The 21,016-nt window shown below is 39.3% G+C and carries 16 protein-coding genes and 5 pseudogenes; 3 read left to right on the top strand and 18 right to left on the bottom strand.

What is annotated here, in order from left to right:
- Positions 1-2: 2 nt before the first annotated feature.
- The 5 genes and pseudogenes from NDM98_RS15975 to rnhA form a co-directional block, all read right to left on the bottom strand.
- Positions 3-1,467: pseudogene (locus NDM98_RS15975) on the bottom strand (catalase).
- A 116-nt stretch (positions 1,468-1,583) separates the two neighbouring features.
- Positions 1,584-2,399, bottom strand: a complete 816-nt coding sequence (locus NDM98_RS15985; RefSeq protein WP_251609844.1) for a SidA/IucD/PvdA family monooxygenase — start codon at positions 2,397-2,399, stop codon at positions 1,584-1,586.
- Positions 2,380-2,823, bottom strand: a complete 444-nt coding sequence (locus NDM98_RS15990; protein ID WP_251609846.1) for a SidA/IucD/PvdA family monooxygenase — start codon at positions 2,821-2,823, stop codon at positions 2,380-2,382. Before NDM98_RS15990 ends, NDM98_RS15985 begins: the two co-directional genes overlap by 20 nt.
- Positions 2,824-2,895: 72 nt before the next feature.
- The gene (locus NDM98_RS15995) at positions 2,896-4,257 is read right to left on the bottom strand and encodes an aldehyde dehydrogenase (protein WP_251609847.1); all 1,362 of its coding nucleotides are present in this window, start codon (positions 4,255-4,257) and stop codon (positions 2,896-2,898) included.
- A gap of 14 nt (positions 4,258-4,271) precedes the next feature.
- Complete coding sequence (gene rnhA, locus NDM98_RS16000) at positions 4,272-4,910, bottom strand: ribonuclease H (RefSeq protein ID WP_251609850.1); 639 nt, start codon at positions 4,908-4,910, stop codon at positions 4,272-4,274.
- A 91-nt stretch (positions 4,911-5,001) separates the two neighbouring features.
- Between rnhA and NDM98_RS16005 the strand changes: the two genes are divergently transcribed.
- Both NDM98_RS16005 and NDM98_RS16010 read left to right on the top strand, forming a co-directional pair.
- Positions 5,002-5,163, top strand: coding sequence for a hypothetical protein (locus NDM98_RS16005; RefSeq protein WP_251609852.1), 162 nt, complete (start codon positions 5,002-5,004; stop codon positions 5,161-5,163).
- Between the two features lie 47 nt (positions 5,164-5,210).
- Positions 5,211-5,462, top strand: a complete 252-nt coding sequence (locus tag NDM98_RS16010; protein ID WP_251609854.1) for a hypothetical protein — start codon at positions 5,211-5,213, stop codon at positions 5,460-5,462.
- 56 nt (positions 5,463-5,518) lie between these two features.
- On the opposite strand, the gene NDM98_RS16015 is transcribed toward NDM98_RS16010, so the two are convergent.
- On the bottom strand, positions 5,519-5,851 hold the full coding sequence (locus NDM98_RS16015; protein ID WP_251609856.1) for a hypothetical protein: 333 nt from the start codon (positions 5,849-5,851) through the stop codon (positions 5,519-5,521).
- Between the two features lie 120 nt (positions 5,852-5,971).
- Positions 5,972-6,370, bottom strand: a complete 399-nt coding sequence (locus NDM98_RS16020) for a thiol-disulfide oxidoreductase DCC family protein (RefSeq protein ID WP_251609858.1) — start codon at positions 6,368-6,370, stop codon at positions 5,972-5,974.
- Between the two features lie 249 nt (positions 6,371-6,619).
- On the opposite strand from NDM98_RS16020, the gene mreBH reads away from it, so the two are divergent.
- A complete protein-coding gene (gene mreBH, locus NDM98_RS16025) occupies positions 6,620-7,627 on the top strand; it encodes a rod-share determining protein MreBH (protein WP_251609860.1) in 1,008 nt (335 codons plus the stop codon).
- A 32-nt stretch (positions 7,628-7,659) separates the two neighbouring features.
- On the opposite strand, the gene NDM98_RS16030 is transcribed toward mreBH, so the two are convergent.
- The 11 genes and pseudogenes from NDM98_RS16030 to treP all read right to left on the bottom strand — a co-directional run bounded on the left by NDM98_RS16030 (position 7,660) and on the right by treP (position 20,946).
- A complete protein-coding gene (locus tag NDM98_RS16030; RefSeq protein ID WP_251609862.1) occupies positions 7,660-7,896 on the bottom strand; it encodes a protein YuzH in 237 nt (78 codons plus the stop codon).
- Positions 7,897-8,028: 132 nt separating this feature from the next.
- A pseudogene (thpD, locus tag NDM98_RS16035) lies at positions 8,029-8,959 on the bottom strand (ectoine hydroxylase).
- A gap of 657 nt (positions 8,960-9,616) precedes the next feature.
- A pseudogene (locus tag NDM98_RS16040) lies at positions 9,617-11,531 on the bottom strand (PTS fructose transporter subunit IIABC).
- A 37-nt stretch (positions 11,532-11,568) separates the two neighbouring features.
- Entirely contained in the window at positions 11,569-12,483 is a 915-nt protein-coding gene (pfkB, locus tag NDM98_RS16045) for a 1-phosphofructokinase (protein ID WP_251609864.1), read from the bottom strand.
- Positions 12,480-13,235: a DeoR/GlpR family DNA-binding transcription regulator gene (locus NDM98_RS16050; protein WP_251609866.1), complete on the bottom strand. Its 756-nt coding sequence runs from the start codon at positions 13,233-13,235 to the stop codon at positions 12,480-12,482. Before NDM98_RS16050 ends, pfkB begins: the two co-directional genes overlap by 4 nt.
- A 153-nt stretch (positions 13,236-13,388) precedes the next feature.
- A complete protein-coding gene (locus NDM98_RS16055; RefSeq protein WP_251609868.1) occupies positions 13,389-15,278 on the bottom strand; it encodes an ABC-F family ATP-binding cassette domain-containing protein in 1,890 nt (629 codons plus the stop codon).
- Positions 15,279-15,292: 14 nt separating this feature from the next.
- A pseudogene (locus NDM98_RS16060) lies at positions 15,293-16,392 on the bottom strand (nitric oxide synthase oxygenase).
- A gap of 88 nt (positions 16,393-16,480) precedes the next feature.
- Positions 16,481-16,957 carry a glutathione peroxidase gene (locus NDM98_RS16065; protein WP_251609870.1) on the bottom strand — a complete coding sequence of 159 codons (477 nt, stop codon included), beginning with the start codon at positions 16,955-16,957 and terminating at the stop codon, positions 16,481-16,483.
- 71 nt (positions 16,958-17,028) lie between these two features.
- Complete coding sequence (gene treR / locus NDM98_RS16070) at positions 17,029-17,745, bottom strand: trehalose operon repressor (protein ID WP_251609872.1); 717 nt, start codon at positions 17,743-17,745, stop codon at positions 17,029-17,031.
- 28 nt (positions 17,746-17,773) lie between these two features.
- Positions 17,774-19,453, bottom strand: a pseudogene (treC, locus tag NDM98_RS16075) (alpha,alpha-phosphotrehalase).
- Between the two features lie 74 nt (positions 19,454-19,527).
- Positions 19,528-20,946 (bottom strand): PTS system trehalose-specific EIIBC component, encoded by a 1,419-nt coding sequence (gene treP, locus NDM98_RS16080; RefSeq protein ID WP_251609881.1) that lies wholly within the window; start codon positions 20,944-20,946, stop codon positions 19,528-19,530.
- Positions 20,947-21,016: the final 70 nt, after the last annotated feature.

The raw sequence follows: 21,016 nt of genomic DNA on the forward strand, positions 1-21,016 counted from the left end.
ATTTACATTTGTTCAAGTTTTTCAAGATAAGGAGTTAAATCGACTCCCATTTCAGCTGCCAAACGTTTTCCAAGATCGGCGTCTGCACGATAAAAGTTACATAACAAGAGAAGAACGGTTCTCTGTTCCACTCCTTGCCAATCATCTACTAAATTCTTAACTAATGAATCTTGCATTTCTTTACTATGACGACGCCATACCTGACCCGCTTGCCCAAAAAGATTTTTCTTTTCAATCGCTTGGCGCCCGCGAGTTTCTCCTTCATTTGGAGCCTTATAGTCCATGTGTAGCTCGTCTTCCTTGGGCTCTGTTTCATAGCGATTTGGTTCATAGTTCACAGGACTCTTTTGCTGCTTAAACGGCATTGCACCATCTCTTTGATAGTTGTTCACCTGTGCAAATGGACAGTTAACTGGAAGCTGTAGATAGTTTGGTCCAATACGATAACGTTGGGTATCAGAATAAGAGAATAGACGTCCTTGTAGTAGCTTATCCTCAGAAGGTTCGATACCAGGCACAACAACACCTGGATTAAAGCCAACAGACTCTGTTTCAGAGAAAATATCCTCTGGATTGCGGTTTAACGTCATAGTTCCAACATGATGATATGGAATGTCTTCTTCAAACCAATCTTTTGTTGCGTCGAGTGGGTCAAAATCGAAGTTGTCCATATCCGCAGGATCTAGAATTTGCACATAAAAATCCCATTCAGGATAATCTCCGTTTTCAATTGCCTCATATAAATCAACAGAAGCATGGTTAAAGTCTTTTCCTTGAATTTCAGTTGCCTCTTCAGCTGTTAGATTACGCTGCCCTATTTTTGGCACCCAACGGAACTTCACGTACACGGTATTACCATAAGCATTGATCCATTTAAATGCGTGTACACTTGATCCTCTCATCTCACGGTAGTTCGCGGGAATTCCTTCATCTGTGAATAGGTGCATCATCATATTTGTTGATTCAGGTGAAAGTGACATGAAATCCCAATAGCGATTAGGGTCTTGAACATTGGTACGTGGATCTGGCTTTAACGAGTGCACCATGTCAGGAAATTTAATAGCATCCCTAATAAAAAACACAGGTAAGTTATTTCCAACGAAATCCCAGTTTCCTTCTTCAGTATAAAACTTCACAGAGAACCCACGAGGATCTCGTAAGGTTTCTGGAGAACGGTTGGCCATGAATAACCGTTGAAAAGCGAACAAAAACTGGTGTTTCTGTGCCTTCATTTTGTAAAAATGCTGCTTTTGTATATCGTTTCATACTTTTTGCAAGTTTAAATACACCATGTGCTCCTGCTCCACGAGCGTGGACTACACGTTCGGGTACTCGCTCTCTATCAAAATGTGCTAGTTTTTCAATCAGTTGATAGTCTTCTAGTAACGTAGGACCGCGTTGACCTGCCGTCCGTGAATTTTGATTATCATAAATTGGTTGACCTTGATTGGTTGTCAGCTTCTTCATAAGGAAATCCCTCTCTTTTTTCAAAATGAATAATAATTATCTCTTAATAATTATTATTAATAAGTAAGTTCATTTTACCCATTACACCCTAGACTGTCAATCACCAACATCTACTATCATTTAAAGTGTTGAAACGTGTTCCCTCTACTAATCGGGTAGGTTTCTTTACCTGTTACGTAATTTATGATTCGCTGATTTCTTTGTACGGCTAGTGCAAGATTTGTAGCACCTGTCCCATGAGCATGGACAACATCTGACAAAGCAAAAATCTGAGCATCTCTAGGTTGTTTAAATTGCAGACGACCATCAAGTTCTACCCCAAATTCCTTCTCACTTTCCCAGACAATTTCATCCTTAAATTGTTCAAACCAATTAGGCAACTTTGGCTGATACCCCGTAGCTAAAATGATTTTCTCAGACTTATGTGAGAAATTAGACTCATCTTGCCATTGATTAAAATTTAGTTCATAGGTTTTTGCATCGATCTGTTTCACTTGATCCAGCTCAGACATCGCTTGAATATGTGCCGGTGAATGTTTGTTCCCGATTGAACGATGATACAGCAAATCATAGATATTTTTTAATGTTTTCACTTGAATTCCATTACGAATACTGCCTAGCAATGGTAAAGCTTCTTTTCTTTTTGAATACTCTAGCTCATGAAAATACTCAACATATTCAGGTGAGAACATCTCTAACCCTAATTTACCCTCTTCCATCTGAAAGAAACCTGCTGAACGTGTAAACAAGCTCAATTCATAGCCGAATCTATCCTGATCTGCAAGTAGATCATAAAAAATTTCTGCAGCACTTTGACCTGATCCTACAATTGTAATTGAGCCGGATTCTTTTAACTCTTGGGCATTTTGTATGTAATGACTGGAGTGCACAAAATCATCCGTTAACGATTTCTTAATGGATGCTTGGAACAAGTGGAGTGCTTCCTGTTCCGAGTACTATTTGATTACTAGTTACATAGTGTACAGCTTCCGTTTGTGTATCTATACATGTAACGATATAGTGCTGTTTGTTTGAGTCATACTCTACGTCATCTATCCGAGTTCCAAACTGACAATTAGAAAGCTTTTGTGCAACCCACTGCAGATACGCATTGTATTCTTTTCTTGGTATATCAAAACGGTTAAAAAAGTAAAAAGCATACAATCTTTCTTGTTCGTGCAGATAATTCAAAAACGTAAACGCGCTCTTAGGATTAGCGAATGTCACTAGGTCTGCCAAAAAAGGTACCTGTAAATCAGTCATATCTAACAGCATACCAGGGTGCCATTGCAAACTGGTATGCTGTTCATAAAATACACATGACAGGTCAGTACCTTCTTCAAGCAGAGCAGCCAAGCCCTAAGTTAAAAGGGCCGATGCCTACACCAAGAACATCAAAATGTTCTTTAATTTCCAAAGTGGTTCCCCCTATTTCATCAGGTTACGAATTAACTTATGTGTAACAGGTCCTTGTTTATAACGAATCGGCAAGTCAAAGGATGTGGTCTGTTTAACCATTCCCTTTCGATGTGAAAACGTCAGAAAACTATCATAACCGTGATAGGAGCCAATTCCACTTGGCCCCGCGCCACCAAATGGTAGATATGGATTTGCCACATGCATAATGGTGTCATTTACACAGCCACCACCAAATGAGAGCTCATCTACAAATTGAGATTCCACCTCTTTATTCTCAGTAAACACATATAAAGCAAGTGGATTTGGCAGTTCTCGAATTCTAGCTTGTGCTTCAGCAGTGGATGAATACGTGAGAATCGGTAAAATCGGACCGAATATTTCATCCTGCATCACTGGAGATTCCAAGCTTACTCCGGATAATACAGTTGGTGATAGAGCTAACTCTTCTCGTTTGTATTGCCCGCCAACTAAAACCGATTCACCCTCAATAAAGTCAACTAAGCGATCAAAGTGCTTTTCACTTACAATGCGTGGGTACTTGCCTTTTTTCCATGGTTTCTTGTACAAATCGTTAATATGTTTTTCTAGTTTTTCAAGAAATTCATCTTTCACTTGTTCATCAACTAGTACATAATCCGGCGCAATACAGGTTTGTCCGGCATTAAGAAACTTGCCCCAGGCAATACGCTTAGCTGCAAGATCAAGCTTGGCGTCTTGATGCACAACTGCAGGACTTTTCCCACCTAACTCAAGCGTATGAGGAGTTAAGTGCTTAGCTGCGGCCTCCATCACAATTTTTCCAACGCCAACACTACCAGTGAAGAAAATATAGTCAAACGGTTCTTTTAATAATTCAGTACTCGTCTCCACTGCGCCCTCTACTACAGCGATGTAGTCCTCAGAAAAAGTCTCGCCCAAAATTTCCGTAATGACTGCTGAAGTATGAGGCGTTAGCTCTGAAGGTTTTACGACAGCACAGTTCCCAGCAGCAATTGCACCAATAAGAGGGGCCATTGCTAATTGGAACGGATAATTCCAAGGTGCAATGATAAGCACAGACCCTCGAGGTTCATGAATCACATAACTCTTTGAGCCCGTGTGCGAAGCTGGTGTTTTCACTTTTTTTGGCTTCATCCATTCTTTTAGTGATGCTTCCATATGAGTAATTTCGGAATAAAGAATGCCTATCTCAGTAGTAAATGCCTCTTCCTTAGACTTGTTTAAATCTAGCTTTAAGGCGTGTAATACTCGATTTTCATTTTGTTTAATTGCTTTTCTAAGCTTATCAAGCTGATGAAGGCGAAATTCCTCTGGACGTGTCGTTCCACTATAGAAGTACTGCTTTTGTTTAGTTCGTAAAACATGATACATACAAAACCATCTCCTTATTTTCTGCCATAGTCAGCTTTAATTTCACCCCAGTGTTTTGTCTCCCATTTTAGAATAGGGTTACTGTATCTATTTTCTCTAAGCCATTTTTCTGCACGATCAATTAACAGCCACATCTCTTCCGTTTTTATCGATCTCTCCAAGCTTGAATTTGCTTTTCTATCTTTCACCCATTTAATTGCGGTTTTTGAATCAGAATAAACTGGGGTTGTTGAATCATTTTGTTCATATAAATAAGCAAGAGCATGCACAATGGCAAGGAATTCACCCATGTTATTTGTACCAATATGTATCTCTCCGTGTGAAAATAGGATCTCTCCTGTTTTTGTATCCACACCCTTATACTCCACTATACCCGGATTTCCTCGTGAACCAACATCAACCGAGATACTTTCCCAAATTATTTTATCTTCACTGATAACAGATTCTTTTTTTGTCTTTGTACCTGTTGTTTTTTTTGTGGCAGTTCTTGATCCTGGCTTTGATTGAAATGCCTCTTCTGCCTCAGCTTTTGTAGGAAATGATTTAAACCTAGCTCCCGGGAATCCTTTTACTTGGGCTTCACATTCAGCCCAACTCGTATAAATTCCTGGTTGAATCCCTTTCCAAACAACATAAAACTTACCCTTTGCCAAGAAACTCACCTTCTTTGTATGAAATAGATAACAATGACCAATACTACTATTAACTAAGTTTACAACACAAACTCATAAAGGAGCCCTTAAAATGCCTAAACGAAACAAACAAAAAAATAAAGCATTAACAAATAATCAAACTCCAACCGAGACCTTGTTTAATCAAGAGGTTTCAAGTGAGTTAGTTGATAACGGAGAAAACAAATCAAATCATAAGCATCAAAAGAAATCGAACTCTTCTAGCGAATCTTGAGATTCGCTATGCTATTTTCTATGAAACCATGAAAGGAGACACCTATTGTGGATGTTCTGTTAAATCGTAAAGAGGAAAAGAGGCAATCTGGGGAGTTAATCTACTCGAAAAACAAGAAACTATACGCTTTAATTGAAGATGCAGATGAACGATATCCATATCTGCTTCTCTGTTTAACAAATTTAGAGATCATTCAATATTATGATGATTTGCCAACAAATGATGAAATCTGCTTTGATATCGATGACGAAATTGAGAGTGTTCATCACCATAAATATTCTAAAATTACGATTGCTTAACCAGAGAAGGAGGATGAACCACATATACGTGGTTCATCCTCCAACATTTATCATACTTATTGTGATTGTTCTTGCTCAGCTTCAAGCTCTTGCTCTTCATACCAGTCATCAAGAACCTTTGCGTCTAAAATTCGTGATTGAATATAAGCCGTTTGCTTTTCTGTAAAAGCTTCAGACCACTTGAATTCAAAATCTTCTGCAACTCGCACTAATGTTAACAACTCTTGCCATGCTACATAGCGCTTATACCAAAAAAACTGTGGTTGTTCTGTCATGTAAGGGTAAAGGTCATCAAACTCCGTATGTTTGCAATCAATAGTACGCTCAAATTGGATTTTGGCATTTACCAGCTTCTCTTCGAAGTACGCCTGCATGTTGTTGACTTCCATTCATGTCCCCTCCTAATGATGTTATACTTGGAACTCCAAGCTACATCTTTTACCTATTATATCATGACTTGGCCATAAGCTTAAATAGTGTGTTTTACCAAACCGTGAATTTTCACAGAATTATAGAAACTGTGCTCTTTCTTCAGGAGTTGGCAATCGACATGAATCTTTTTTGCCAAAAAAACGAAATCGGTGGCGTGCGATAAATTGATATAAGCGATTCCTCCATGTTGGCGGAATCAAGTACGCGACTAAAAAAATCCTCCACCTTAAAGGTAAGTTCCGAACAATTCGTAAAATGGCATCTGCATGAGTAAAGGCACAATCACCCTCTATCAAAATCATTGAATCCGTTTGTTCGCTAATCTGATATTTCCTTTTCAACTCTTGACCTTTTTCAGACTGCAGCGATGTATAATAAAAATAACGATTTTTATCACGTTTTATGATAAAATCAACACCTTTATTACACAAATTACATACGCCATCAAATAGAATAATTCCTCTAGAGTTCTCCATTTTTATTCACCTGCCAAGTAGTTTATTCCTTCACATTTCTCTTACTATTAATTATATCAGATTTTCTATAGACCGAAAAACCTATGATGATCTATTCAATAACACTATTTCTGTAGGTAGACCTATGAAAAAATCCTCAGCAAATCTCACATTCTTACATAGTAGATAAGCGTTCCGACCCTTTTTTTGCAAGCGAGAAATTGGTAGAATGGAGCCTAATGAGTATTTCTAAGAAAAGTTGGTGAACCTATGTTTTCAAATGCAGAGATTGGTATTGATTTAGGAACTGCAAATATTCTTGTGTATAGTAAAGATAAAGGTATTATTTTAAATGAACCTTCAGTAGTAGCTCTTAATACAGAAACACGTGATGTACTTGCAGTAGGTGCAGAGGCAAAAAGTATGGTAGGTAAAACACCTTCTCATATCGTAGCAGTAAGACCTCTTCGTGATGGTGTCATTGCAGACTTTGATGTAACAACAAGTATGTTAAAAGCGATTATGAAAAAAGCTAGTAAACAATTAGGACTATCACTTCGTAAGCCAAACGTTGTTGTTTGCGCTCCATCAGGTTCAACGTCTGTAGAACGTCGCGCAATTTTAGATGCTGTTCGCAGCTGTGGCGCTAAAAATGTTCATATCATAGAAGAACCTGTCGCAGCAGCTATTGGTGCTGACTTACCCGTAGAAGAGCCTACAGCTAATGTTGTAGTTGATATTGGTGGCGGTACTACAGAAGTAGCGATCATTTCATTTGGTGGAGTTGTTTCTTGTAATTCCGTCCGAATTGGTGGCGACAAGCTTGATGAAGCGATTATTCAACACGTTCGTAAGCAATATAATGTATTAATTGGTGAACGTACAGCTGAACAAATTAAAATGGAAATTGGCTATGCGCCAATTGACCATGAAGTATTAAGTATGGAAGTACGAGGCCGCGACCTTGTGAATGGACTTCCTAAAACTGTTGCACTTCAATCAGATGAGATTCGTCATGCGATTAGCGAACACCTCCTTCAAATTCTTGAAGCTGTTCGTTCCACTTTAGAGGATTGCCCTCCTGAGTTAAGCGGTGATATCGTAGACCGTGGTGTACTCATTACAGGTGGTGGCGCATTATTAAAAGGTATTCAAGACTGGTTATCATCCGAGATTTCGGTCCCAGTTCATCTTGCACCAAATCCACTAGAGTCCGTTGCAATTGGTACAGGTCGTTCATTAAAGTTTATTGATAAACTCCAAAAAGCAACTGTATAAGGATAAAACCACCGCATTCTTTGCGGTGGTTTTTAATTGTTTCGTTTTCTAGTGAGATAGATATCAAGAGTATCCATTTCCTCATTTAACAAATACTCCATTTCTATCAGGTCTTGAGTCACTACAATTGGATCATTTTCAGACCATCTTACATAATACACAAAGTAATATCCATTTATTTTACAAAAAATGACCTGAGAATCAGAAAACCGATCATAAATTGCCTTCATCTTTCCTTTTTTTAAATAGGAATATGAAAGAAGCCTCATAAACATACCTCCGCTTTCCTTCCCATTCCCTTATTATTCGCCATTGTAACATGATATACGGCAAAATCTATTTCCCGGGCAACAATAAAAACAGAAGCACCAGGTGATCAGCTCCTGTTTTTACAAATAATACTATTTAATTTCTTGTTTCTCGAATAATGAATTGGCAGGTACAGCTTCGATTGGTTTAATATTTTCTCGATTGGCAAGAAATTCTGGTCTTGGTTTCTGTCCGGAGTATGGCTTTCCTATTATGTTCTCGATAGAGTTAAACACAAAGAAAACATTACTACGAGGATAAGGGGAAAGGTTCCCATTAGATCCATGCATCGTATTGCTTTCAAAAAACAGCACTGAGCCCGCTTGGCCCTGTCGCCCGGTCAATGCGACCTCCTGCTTTTTCTGTTAACCAACTTAAGCTTTCGTTATCCGGTGTACCTGCTTCCTGCTTCTGCAAGGAAGACTTAAAATTTTCATCAGGCGTTGCCCCGGCGCAAGACACATACCATTTATGTGAACCAGGTATCAACATGAGCGGTCCGTTAAACTCATAGTTGTCAGTTAGGATGATTGAACAGCTAACCGCACGCATATGTTGCATGCCATCTTCAACATGCCAGGTTTCGAAATCAGAATGCCAATAAAATTCTTTTCCTTTAAAACCAGGCTTAAAATTAATACGCGATTGATTAATATATACTTGACTACCAAGCAATTGCTCAGCGATTTTTACAATTCGCTCATTTTTCGATAGGATTTCAAAGAACCCGCTATCTTTATGAATCTCAAAAACAGAGCGAATCTCATTACTTCCCGGTTCCTTAATAACATCAGCCGTATCCCTAGACTGATTTTCTTTCATCGTTTTATCAAGCTCTTTAGTCATAAGCTTTACTTCTTCATCGGTAAATAACTTTTCCTTCATTAGATATCCATTCTCTTCATATGAGTGAAGCTCTTGTTTATTAAGTGGTCCAACGCCATTTGAATGAATGATTGGGTCTTTTCTTTCTTTAATACTTGCTTTACTACTCACCCTTGAAGGATATAAATCAATGTTCATGTCCATTTTTCTTACCTCCTAGTAAATTCCCGAGTTTATCTTTTAGGTAATGTAGACTCTATGTGTAAGTCTCGGATGTAGAAAACACTATTTGACAGGAAAATGCTGTCGTCACCGCTAGAATAAATAGCAGTACCAACACATGTTCATTGAGCCATCCCTCCTTTATAAAGTATATATTGGATACAGAACCCTTTTTGAATAGACATTAAACATGCTATTTTGGTGATAACTGCTGTAAGTGTGCTTGTAACGGTAAATATTTTTTATGAATTGATGAGGAGATATTTAAAAGAATGATTGGGAAGGCGCTGACTGTGAAGGATTGTGGAATCGAGGATGGCTGTTTGTTTCAGTTAAGAAGCTAGACTATCAGGAAATAGAGTTCTAAGTCGGTAATGAGAGCAATTTACCGGTAATGAGCTCTCTTTATAAGCAATGAGAGCATTATATCGGTAATGAGCCCTCTTAATCAGTAATGGGAGCATTATATCGGTAATGAGCCCTTTTTATCAGTAATGAGAGCATTGCTGGCCAGTTTAGCTCAACTCCTACCACTACAAACGGACCCACTTTTGGAGCAGCGAATCTACGACAAAAAACGAACGACCCACATCTGGATCGTTCGCATAATATTTATCCATTCTCTTGCAAAGCTTATTCTTCTACGACTTTCTTTTTCAAGATACCAAGCAAAATGGCCGTTAGGATTGCACCTAATACCACTGCGAGTAAGTATAAAAGTGCGTACGGCCACCAATCGCCTTGATTTACAAGTGGAAACACAAACAGTCCACCATGCGGAGCTGGAAGTAAAATTCCAAAAAATGCTGTTAATCCTCCAGCAAGAGCAGAACCAGCTATTGCTGCGGGAATCACACGCAAAGGATCTGCGGCTGCAAATGGAATTGCTCCTTCTGTGATGAAGAACAGACCAAGCAAGTAATTCGTAATACCTGATTGACGATCCTTTTTGCTAAATTTACTTCTGAAAAACGTAGTCGCTAATGCAATTCCAATTGGAGGAGCCATACCTCCTGCCATAACGGCTGCGTGTGGAGCTAGGTTTCCAAGCGTCAATCATCGCAATACCAAATGTAAACGCAGCTTTATTTACTGGTCCACCCATGTCAACGGCCATCATACCACCAAGGATCACACCTAAAATAATCATGTTTGCCGTACCTAATCCACTTAACCAGTTCTGTAGACCCAAGTTAATGCTTGCAAGTGGAGCAACAAGTAAAAGCATAATCATACCTGAAACAAATAAGTTAAGTACAGGTGTAAATAAGATATTCCCAATTCCTTGAAGAACCTGTGGTAGCTTATTAATTAACATACGAACAAGCAAGGCGATATAACCTGCAAGGAAACCGGCAATCAAGCCACCAAGAAATCCTGCTTCCCCATTCATCGCAATCATACCAGCAACCAAACCAGGCGCAAACCCAGGACGATCCGCAATACTCATTGCGATAAAAGCAGCTAGAACAGGTACTAATAATTTAAAAGCAGTACCTCCACCTATTTGATCAAGCATTCCTGCAAATGTTCCTTCAGCTTCAATGCCACCAAATAAAAACGATAATGCAATTAAAATCCCGCCACCAATAACAAATGGAAGCATATTGGATACACCGTTCATAATGTGTTTGTAAATTCCTAGACCTTTTTTACCTGAATCAGATGAATCTGATCCTCCGCCTGCATTTCCAGAGCCTTTATAGATTGGTGCTTGGTCAGATAATGCTCGGTCAATTAGATCCTTTGGCTTACGCACTCCGTCTGCAACAGGTGCTTGAATCACTTTTTTGCCTGCAAATCGATCCATCTCAATTTTAGTATCCGCTGCAACGATAATCGCATCTGCTGCTTCAATCTCAGCAGCTGTTAGTTTATTCTTTACACCACCGGAGCCATTTGTTTCAACTTTAATAGATATACCAAGTTCAGCTGCCTTGCTCTTTAAGGCATCAGCTGCCATATACGTATGCGCGATACCCGTTGGACAGCCTGTTACTCCTAATATGCGCGGACTATTTGACGAGTTCGTATCAGATGAAGCTTGCTTTGCAGCTTCAGCTTCTGCCTCAGCTGCTTCTTCGGCTTCCTTCTCAGCATCCTTCTGGTCAATGGCTGATAAAATTTCTTCTTCAGTTGAAGCATTCAGGATGGTTTGGCGGAAGTTATCATCCATTAAAAAAGTTGTTAACCGAGAAAGTGTCGCCAAATGTTCGTTATTTGCTCCTTCACTTGCAGCGATCATAAAAAATAACTGGCTTGGTTGACCGTCTAGTGCTTCGTAATCGATTCCTGATTTTGAACGACCAAAACCTATCGTTGGAGTCTGCACTGCTGATGTTTTAGCATGTGGAATGGCAATACCCTCGCCTAAACCTGTTGTACTTTGTGCTTCTCGTGCAAGGATTGCTTCCTTATATGCTTGTTTGTCTTTAAGGCGACCCGCTTGAGCTAGCTTATCAACTAACTCATCAATAACAGCTTCCTTACTTGACGCTTTCAGATCTAAAATCATTGTATCTTTTTTTAGTAGTTCTGAGATCTTCATGAAGATCCCCCTTTCCCCCATTTGGTATGCATTCTTTTTATTTAAGCTCAGATATGTTTACTTGTTCCATAAGTTCTTCAACATGAGACAGCTCACAAAATCCTTTTGAAAAAGCAGTAGAACTACCAGAAGCGACAGCGAAGCGAAAGGCCTCTTCTAACGAGACTTCCTTATGACTTGCTGCCAGGAAGCCTGCAAGGGTTGAATCACCAGCACCTACAGAATTTTGTACCGTTCCTTTAGGAGTTGTGGCAAATAACACCTTTTCCTTTGTTCCTAGAACAGCTCCATCACCAGCAAATGTGACAAATACATAGTCAATGCCTTTAGCAGTAAGCTCTCTCACGTAAGGAAGAGCTTCTTCTGGTGTGTTAATTTCTGTCCCTACTAGTTCTGAAAGCTCATGTTGATTTGGTTTGATGAATGTAGGTGCAGCTTCAACTGCGTCAATCAATGGATGTCCACTTGTATCAAGAAATACCTTCACACCATTTTTCTTCACTCGATGAATCCATTCTGTGTAAATGGTGTCATCCAATGAGCCAGGTACACTACCCGCAAGCACAAGAATGTCTGACTCTGTTAATTGGTCAAGCTGATCAATGAGTTGGGCTAAATGATTTGGTGTAATTTCTGGCGACGTACCATTTAACTCAGTCTCTTCAGTGCCTTTCATTTTTATGTTGATACGTGTATCTCCATGAACTTGAACAAAGCTTGTTGTAATATCTTCTTCTTGTAACGTATTGATAATATAGTCACCAGTAAATCCGCCAATAAAACCTAGAGTTTGACTAGTATGACCAAGTCTTTTTAACACACGTGATACGTTAATTCCTTTACCACCAGGAGCTTTGTGCTCTTTCCTGGATCGGTTCACCTGACCTGGTTTCAGGTCATCCAGCTCAACAAAATAATCAACAGCCGGGTTTAATGTGACCGTGTATATCATATAGCTACCACCTTTATATCTGTTATTTCTCTGTACTTATCCAGTATATGTTGTTCAAGAAATGAACTTGTAATTAGAGTCACTTCATCAATCTCAGCAAATTTTGCAAATGAAAGCTCGCCATACTTTGTATGATCCGCTAACACGTAGCTTTGTCTTGAACGTCTTTTTGCATACGCTTTTACAAACGCTTCTTGTGGATCCGGAGTTGTGCAGCCATCATCAAACGTAATTCCGTTTGTACCAAGAAAGGCTAAATCAAAACGAAATGTTTCAAGAGTCTCAATGGCACTTCGACCTATAAAAGCTTTTGTACCAGGTTTTACTTGGCCACCTACAACATGTGTTTCAATACCTGCTTCCACTAGCTCGACAACATTTGATAAACCATTGGTGACAACAACGACTTGCTTTTCTTTTAGGAATGGAATCATTTCCACAGTTGTTGTTCCAGCATCTAAGAAGATACAATCCCCTTTTTCAACAAATGTTGATGCAAACTGGGCGATTTGACGTTTTTCATGACTGTTTTTGGCTGATTTTTCAGCAACAGTTGGCTCAATTCGTTTCTTTTGAAAAAGAGTCGCCCCTCCATGAATGCGCTTTAATTTCTTTGCGTCTTCAAGTTCCGTTAGGTCTCTCCGGATGGTTGATTCAGATGCTCCAGTCGCCTCAACCAATTCATTAAGCTTTACTATATGTTTTTCTTTAATTAAATCCAAAATCTTCTCTTGACGTTCCACAGTAAGCATTTCATCACCTCTATCTCTCGTCGAACATAGTATAACTCTTTAAACACTCATAATCAATCAAAAATAATCAAAAACATTCATTCCCAATTTTCTCACTACATCAAACAAAAAACAAAGTGGGTATGAGAAGCTCCACTTTGTTTTTAAGATTTATTATGCTTTTGTTGCTTCTACAATTTCAGAGAGTTCTGTCCAACGATCCATTGTCTCTTCTAATGCTTTTTCTAGCCGTTGCTTTTCTGCTAGTAACTTTTCAATTTGAGTGTAATCACTGCCGGCCTGGTCAATTGCTTGAGCCACATCAGTTGCTTGCTGCTCTAGTTGTTCCATTTTCTCTTCAATGCTTTCCCATTCTTGTTTCTCTTTATAGGTTAACTTTCGCACTTGCTGTGTTTTAATTTTTCCTTTAGTGTTTTCAGATTGGACAGTTTGCTGATTAGCTTCTTGCAGCTGTTTTTGTTCAAGAAATTCACTATAATCACCTTGAAAACGTTGGGCGTCGCCACTGCCACTAAGATATAACAGGTGATCTACCACTTTATCTAGAAAATAGCGATCATGTGATACGGTTATAACAACACCTGGAAATTGATCAATATAATCTTCTAATACAGCTAAGGTCTGTATATCAAGATCATTTGTTGGCTCATCTAAAAAGAGAACGTTTGGTTCACCCATTAGTACTTTTAATAAATACAGGCGGCGTTTTTCTCCCCCGGATAGGCGTCTAATGTAGGTCCATTGCATGCTTCGAGGAAATAAAAACCGTTCTAGCATTTGTTCAGCTGTAACCGTTTGTCCATCGGCTGTATACACAACCTCTGCTATTTCTTTTATGTATTCAATGACCTTTAGATCTCCATCAATTTCCTGATCATCCTGAGTGTAGTATCCAATTTTAACGGTAGAACCGCGGCTTACCTCACCTGCATCAGGTGTGATCCTGCCTGCTAGGATATTAAGAAGCGTTGTTTTTCCTGTACCATTTGATCCAATGATGCCTAACCTCTGATGCGGAACGACTAAATAGTTTACATGTTCAAATAAAGAATGACCTTTATAAGACTTAGCTACATCGTTTAACTCAAGAACGTCATTGCCTAATCGTTGTGATCCGATCGAAAAATCAAGATTCTGTTTCTGCGTAAGACCTGCCTCATCACGCAAGCCTTCAGCTCTCTGAACACGTGCCTTCTGTTTGGTGGTACGTGCCTTTGCTCCCCGTCTAAGCCATTCTAATTCGCGCTTTAGCAGGTTCTGTCGTTTGCTCTCTGTCTGCTGTTCAAGTTCTTCACGCTCTGCACGCTTTTGTAAGTATGTCTCAAAGTTTCCCTCATATTGATAGAGTTTACCTTGATCGAGCTCGTACATTTGATTGGTTACTCGGTTAAGAAAGTAACGATCATGGGTTATCACAATAAGTGCACCCTTATAATTGGCTAAATAGCCTTCTAGCCACTCTACCGTCTCATGATCAAGATGGTTGGTCGGTTCATCTAACAATAATAAATCAGCTGGACGTATTAATGCCTCCGCAATCGCAACCCTTTTTTTCTGTCCACCTGAAAGTGCACGAATCTGCTGACTCACATCCTGAATGCCTAGCTTAGATAGAATGGTTTTAGCCGTTGTATTGGCCTCCCAAGCAGATTCCTGGTCCATCTGCTGTTGAACGGTCATAAAACGATTTTGAACTTGTTCATTTTCAGGTTGGCGTTCAAGATCAATTAGCGCTTGCTCATATGCACGCATCGTTTTCATAATGATCGATTCACCATGATAGATTTGCTCCAAAATTGTGCGATCCTCTGTTAAGTCTGGTTGCTGTGGAAGATAGGTAACGGTAAAATCATTGGCATGAAAAAGCTTTACTTCTTCTGCACCTTCAAGTCCTGCTAGTACCTTTAAAAGTGTTGATTTACCTGTTCCATTTACACCAATTAAGCCGATTCTTTCTTTAACTTCTATTGTAAAAGAGAGACCATCAAATAATATCTTCTCTCCAAATGTCTTATGCAGGTTTTCGACGCGCAACATACTCATTTGCTCCTGCCTCCTTATAATGACTGATAAGGTGCTGATTGATATAAATAGTTAGGCAACACCTTTTGATTTTTATAGCCTTTTCTAAAGATATGTGTGGTTGCTGGACTAATGGGTGGTATCAACCAAGACCATTTTCCAGTTACATCACGACCTACCTCTTGCTCTCTTTTTTCAAACCGTTCAAACTGTTTTGCTGCTGTATGATGATCCACAATACTCACACCAGCTTTTTTAAATGAATAAAGAACTGCCTTGTTTAACTCAATTAGCGATTCATCACGCCATAACGTATACTCTCTTGATGTATCGAGTTTAAATACCTCAGCAACCTTAGGCAACATGTCATAACGATCAGTGTCAGCTAAGTTTCTAGCCCCAATCTCCGTGCCCATATACCAACCATTAAAAGGAGCCGCTTGGATATTCAATTCCGCCAATGACTAGTTTCATATCTGAAATAATCGGAACTGCATACCATTTGAGCTGTAGCTTTTCAAAAGCTGGAACACTAGGGTGGGTTAGTGGGACTTCTACAATGAAGTCTCTAGGAATCGAGAAATATTTTGGGGTATTTTCACCTATTTGTATCACTAGTGGTAGCACATCAAATCGGCCACCTTCACCTTTCCAACCTAAAGCTTGGCATGCTTTTGTAAAAGGTATAGATGCTTGGATCTCCAACTACCGTTCCATCCTTTTCTTCATAACCAGCATAACGTATGAGTTGGTGGTTCCATATTCGGATTTTCCCATCCATATTATGCGGGTTAAGGGCTGTTAAATAGGGAACAACATTGCCCCCATTTGTAGCTTGTTTAATATGGTTAAATAACACATTCGCGATTGATTGTTCGTCATTTAGATCTCTAGCATCCGTGACCTTTAATGTCTCCCAGAAAAAACGACCGATACAACGGTTGCTATTACGCCATGCCATTCGTGCTCCATGAACCAATTCTTCATATGTATGTGTATAAGATCCTGTTTCGCTGATCTCTTGTTTTACTTCTGATAAACGATCAAGAAGTTCCTCTTTTGATTTCTCTTTTTCACTATAACACTGATTGAGGAATTCTTCTGCTTGTTCATACATTTCACTTGTTTCAATCATTTTGGACCCCCGATCATTACTCGCTTCTATCTCGAAAAAGCTGTGCTTTCACCTAGGGTGTCCGCACAGCCATTCACCTATCAATTTTTTATTTCAGCAGCTTTTGAATTTCGGGTTCGATTTTTTCTGGTTTTGTTGTTGGCGCAAAACGCTCAATTACTTCACCATGCTGATTGACCAAGAATTTTGTAAAATTCCATTTCACATCAGATCCAATCGTGCCCTTTTTCTCTTTTTTTAGATATTGATAAAGTGGATGCGCACTACTGCCATTCACATCGACTTTAGCGAATAAAGGAAAACTAACTCCAAAATTCACCTTACACACATTTTCCATTTCATCATCTTCAACTGGCTCTTGATTCATAAATTGATTACAAGGGAATCCAAGGACTTCAAAGCCCCTGTCCGCATACTCTTGGTGTAGCTTCTCCAAGCCATCAAATTGTGGAGCAAATCCACATTTTGTTGCTGTGTTCACAATGAGTAATGCTTTTCCTTCATACTTCGACAATGGGATCTCTTCGCCTTTAGAAGATTTCACCGTAAAATCATAAACAGACATAAGCAAACCTCCTATTATCAAGCATCTGTTTGCATTATACCGCTTCTTTCTTTCATCTACTAATGATTTGCTTAAAGCTGTTCTCTTCTAGCGAAATTAACAAAACGAAACTTATCAGGCCGATGCCTAGATTCCGTATACTGAAAAATGCTAGCATCATCTAAATATGTCCTACCTCTTACGACTACTACATTTGTAAAACCATCTAAGTCCAATAATGCAAGATCCTCATCTGTTGGCTCTTCTACTACAATTTCTTTTTTTGCAAAACTAATGATGAGGCCCAGTTTTTTCTCAAGATATTCGTAGATCGAATTCTGACTAATTTCCGCCGTTAATCCAGGCACAACGGAACTAACCAAATCATCCTTATCTAAAATAACCCGCTCTCCATCAACCTTACGTACTCGTTTGATCCGTGTAGCATACTGTTCACTCGTTAGCTGCAGCTTGTCCTGCAAATCCAAATTAGGCTTCACTTCATCAAACGCCACAACATCAGTTTCCACATTCATATTCATTCGTTCACTTAATTCTTTAAAGCTTGATACACCCGAGAACGGAAAATCAATTTTAGAGCGGTCAAGTACAACAGACCCTTTTCCTTGGATCTTTTGTATATAGCCTCGCTCTGATAACAGTTTGAGTGCTTTTCGAATCGTTTCTCGTGAAGCCTGATACGTTTTTACTAACTCTAATTCTGAAGGAAGCAGCTCTTCAGGCTTCCATTCTCCTTTTTGAATCTGGTTGGCCAACTCTTCATATACCAATTGGAATTTGCTTTTCAACAAATACACCGCCTGTACTTTTTATACTTTATGAAGACGCACGAACATGATACACAACCGCTTCATACGGACGAAGTGTCATTTCCTTTGCTTGGATCGTTTATTTGCTGATAATTTGATACCAAAACATCGGCGTGGTTATCGGTTAAAAACTGGTGTAGCAAAGTCTGATTCTTGATCAGAGAAATTTGCAACCACTAACAATTTTTCACCATTCCACTCACGAACATAGGCAAATAATTGTTGATCATCCTCAAGCAACAGCTTGTAGTCTCCAAAGGTTATAATATCATGACTCTTTCTCAGTTCAATCAAATTTTGATAAAAATAGAAAATAGAATTTGAGTCATCAAGTGCATTTTGAGCGTTTATTTGCTTGTAATTGCTTGCCACGTGAATCCATGGAGTGCCTGCTGTAAAACCACCATGAGGTTCCGCATTCCATTGAACTGGAGTTCGCGAATTGTCACGCGACTTCTGCTTAATAATCTCCATGATAGCCGATTCGTCCATTTGTTTTTCACGTAACTCTTGATAGATATTCAGCGTTTCCACATCACGGTACTCTTCAATCGTTTCAAACTTAGGATTGGTCATACCAAACTCTTCACCTTGATAAATGTAAGGAGTACCCTGCATCATGTGAATCACAGTTGCCAGCATTTTTGCTGATTCGTTATGATATAACGCGTCATTTCCATAACGACTAACAACCCTAGGCTGATCATGGTTACACCAGAACAACGCGTTCCAAGCCTCCACCTTGATGCATGCCTACCTGCCATTTAGAAAGAATCTGTTTTAAGGCACGGAAATCTACTTCACCTAATGCCCACTTCTCACCATTTGGATAATCTACTTTAAGATGATGGAAGTTAAACGTCATACTTAGCTCGTTGCTATCTGGATGCGAATACTGCACACAGTGCTCCAAAGTAGTGGACGACATCTCTCCAACCGTCATCGCTTGGTAAGGTGCTAGCACTTCTTTGTTCATCTCCTGCAAGAACTCATGTACACGCGGACCATCTGTATAGAACTTACGTCCGTCTCCTGGAGCCACAGACCCATCATCATTCGGGAAGTCTTGGTCCTTAGAAATCAAATTGATAACATCTAAACGGAAACCATCAATACCCTTTTCAAACCAGAATCGCATCAGTTCGTAGACTTTATTACGCAGCTCAGGATTTTCCCAGTTCAGATCGCCTTGAGTTTGATCAAACAAATGTAAATAATATTGCTCTGTTTTCTCATCCCATTTCCACGCTGATCCGCCGAACTTTGAGAGCCAGTTTGTTGGAGCTTGTCCATCAACTGCATCCTTCCAAATATAGAAATCACGGTACTGATTATCCTTAGAGGAAGATGCCTGTTTAAACCACTCATGCTCTGTAGAAGAATGATTCACAACCAGATCCATAATGAGCTTCATGCCTCTATGATGTGTTTCATCTAGAAGCTCCTGAAAATCATCCATCGTGCCATATTCGTCATGAATATTGTAGTAATCACTAATATCATAGCCATTATCACGCTGAGGTGACGAATAAACGGGAGTAAGCCAAATTACATCTACTCCTAGCTTTTTAAGGTAATCCAACTTCTGAATAATACCTTGAATATCTCCCACACCATTACCTGTTGTATCATTAAAGCTTTTTGGATAAATCTGATACACAACCGACTTTCTCCACCATTCATTCATTTATAAGCACCCTTTCAAGTAGGAAAGCCGCCTTTGCAGAGGAATTCTGCTAAGCGGCTCTTTGAAGTTTTTAATTATCTGTCTTGGAAATCTTTTTGGAAACGAGAAGCGATGATAGTAGCTACAACTGGAATGACGATTGCAATAACCATCCCGATGGCGAAGTTGATATAATCAGGTCGCTCACCAACAATTGAGACGATACCTGGTAAACCACCAACACCAACTGTAGCAACAATTCCATTCACAGCGACCCATGCACCAGCAATCGACGCACCAATTATGGCACAGATGAAAGGGAAACGATAACGCAGGTTAACCCCAAATAGTGCTGGCTCCGTGATACCTAGATAAGCTGAGATAGAAGAAGTAAGGGAAAGACCTTTCATCTTCTGATTTTTAAGAATGAAATACATCGCTAGTGCAGCAGAACCTTGTGCCACATTAGACATAACGAGTATCGGCCATAGGAATGTTCCACCTTGACTAGCTATCAACTGAAAATCTACAGCCAAGAATGTGTGGTGCATACCTGTTATAACAAGTGGTGCATAGAACAAACCATAAACCGCTCCACCAACAATTGCAAATTGATCAAATAAGGAAACAAATACTCCAGTAATGCTGTTACCTAACGCAAATGTTACTGGACCAATTAGGATAAAAGCAAGGAAACCTGTAATTAGTAGTGCTACTGGAGCAACCACTAAAAGTTGGAACGAATCCGGTGTAATCTTTTTCATGAAGTTTTCTATTTTAGCTAACACATAAGATGCGAGTAACACTGGTAAAACCTGACCCTGATAACCCATTGCAGCTATATCAAAGCCAAACAAATTCCAAAATGGAAGTGTTCCGTCTTCAACAGCACCTGCATAATCATTCGCATTTAAAAGGCCTGGATGACAAAGTATTAAACCAAGAACAATCCCAAGAAGCGGACTGCCTCCAAACTTCCTAACTGCTGACCAACCAATCAAAGCCGGTAAGAAGACAAAGGCTGTACTTGCAATCGTATTTATAATTTCTGCAAGACCTGCCCATTGTGGGTACATATCAATAATTGGCTGATCTGTAAAAATTGCATTTGTTAAAACGTTGTTTAAACCTAGTAGTAAACCTGCTGTAATAATTGCCGGTAAAATAGGAATGAAAATGTCTGATAACCCTTTTACAGCTTTTTGTAACGGATTCATTTTCTTTGTAGATTCTTCTTTAGTCTCTTCTTTTGAGGACTCAGAAATGCCTGCCTCTGAAATAAACTCCGCATACACCTTATCTACTAGTCCTTGACCAAGAATGACTTGGAACTGATTATTAGCTGAGAACGAACCTTTGACTGGATCAATGTTCTCGAGTGTTTCTTTATCAACCTTACTTTCATCATGCAGCACAAGTCGTAATCTTGTGACACAATGTGTAGCTGAAGAGATATTCTCTTTTCCACCAATGGCTTCAAGAATCTCCTTCGCTGTCTTACGATTATCACTCATTGTTATTCCCCCCTGTGAATGTTTTTAGTTCATTTACTTATATTCATTGAGCACACGTAACATGTATATA

It is taken from the genome of Alkalicoccobacillus plakortidis (assembly GCF_023703085.1).
GTDB classification, from domain to species: domain Bacteria; phylum Bacillota; class Bacilli; order Bacillales; family Bacillaceae_D; genus Alkalicoccobacillus; species Alkalicoccobacillus plakortidis.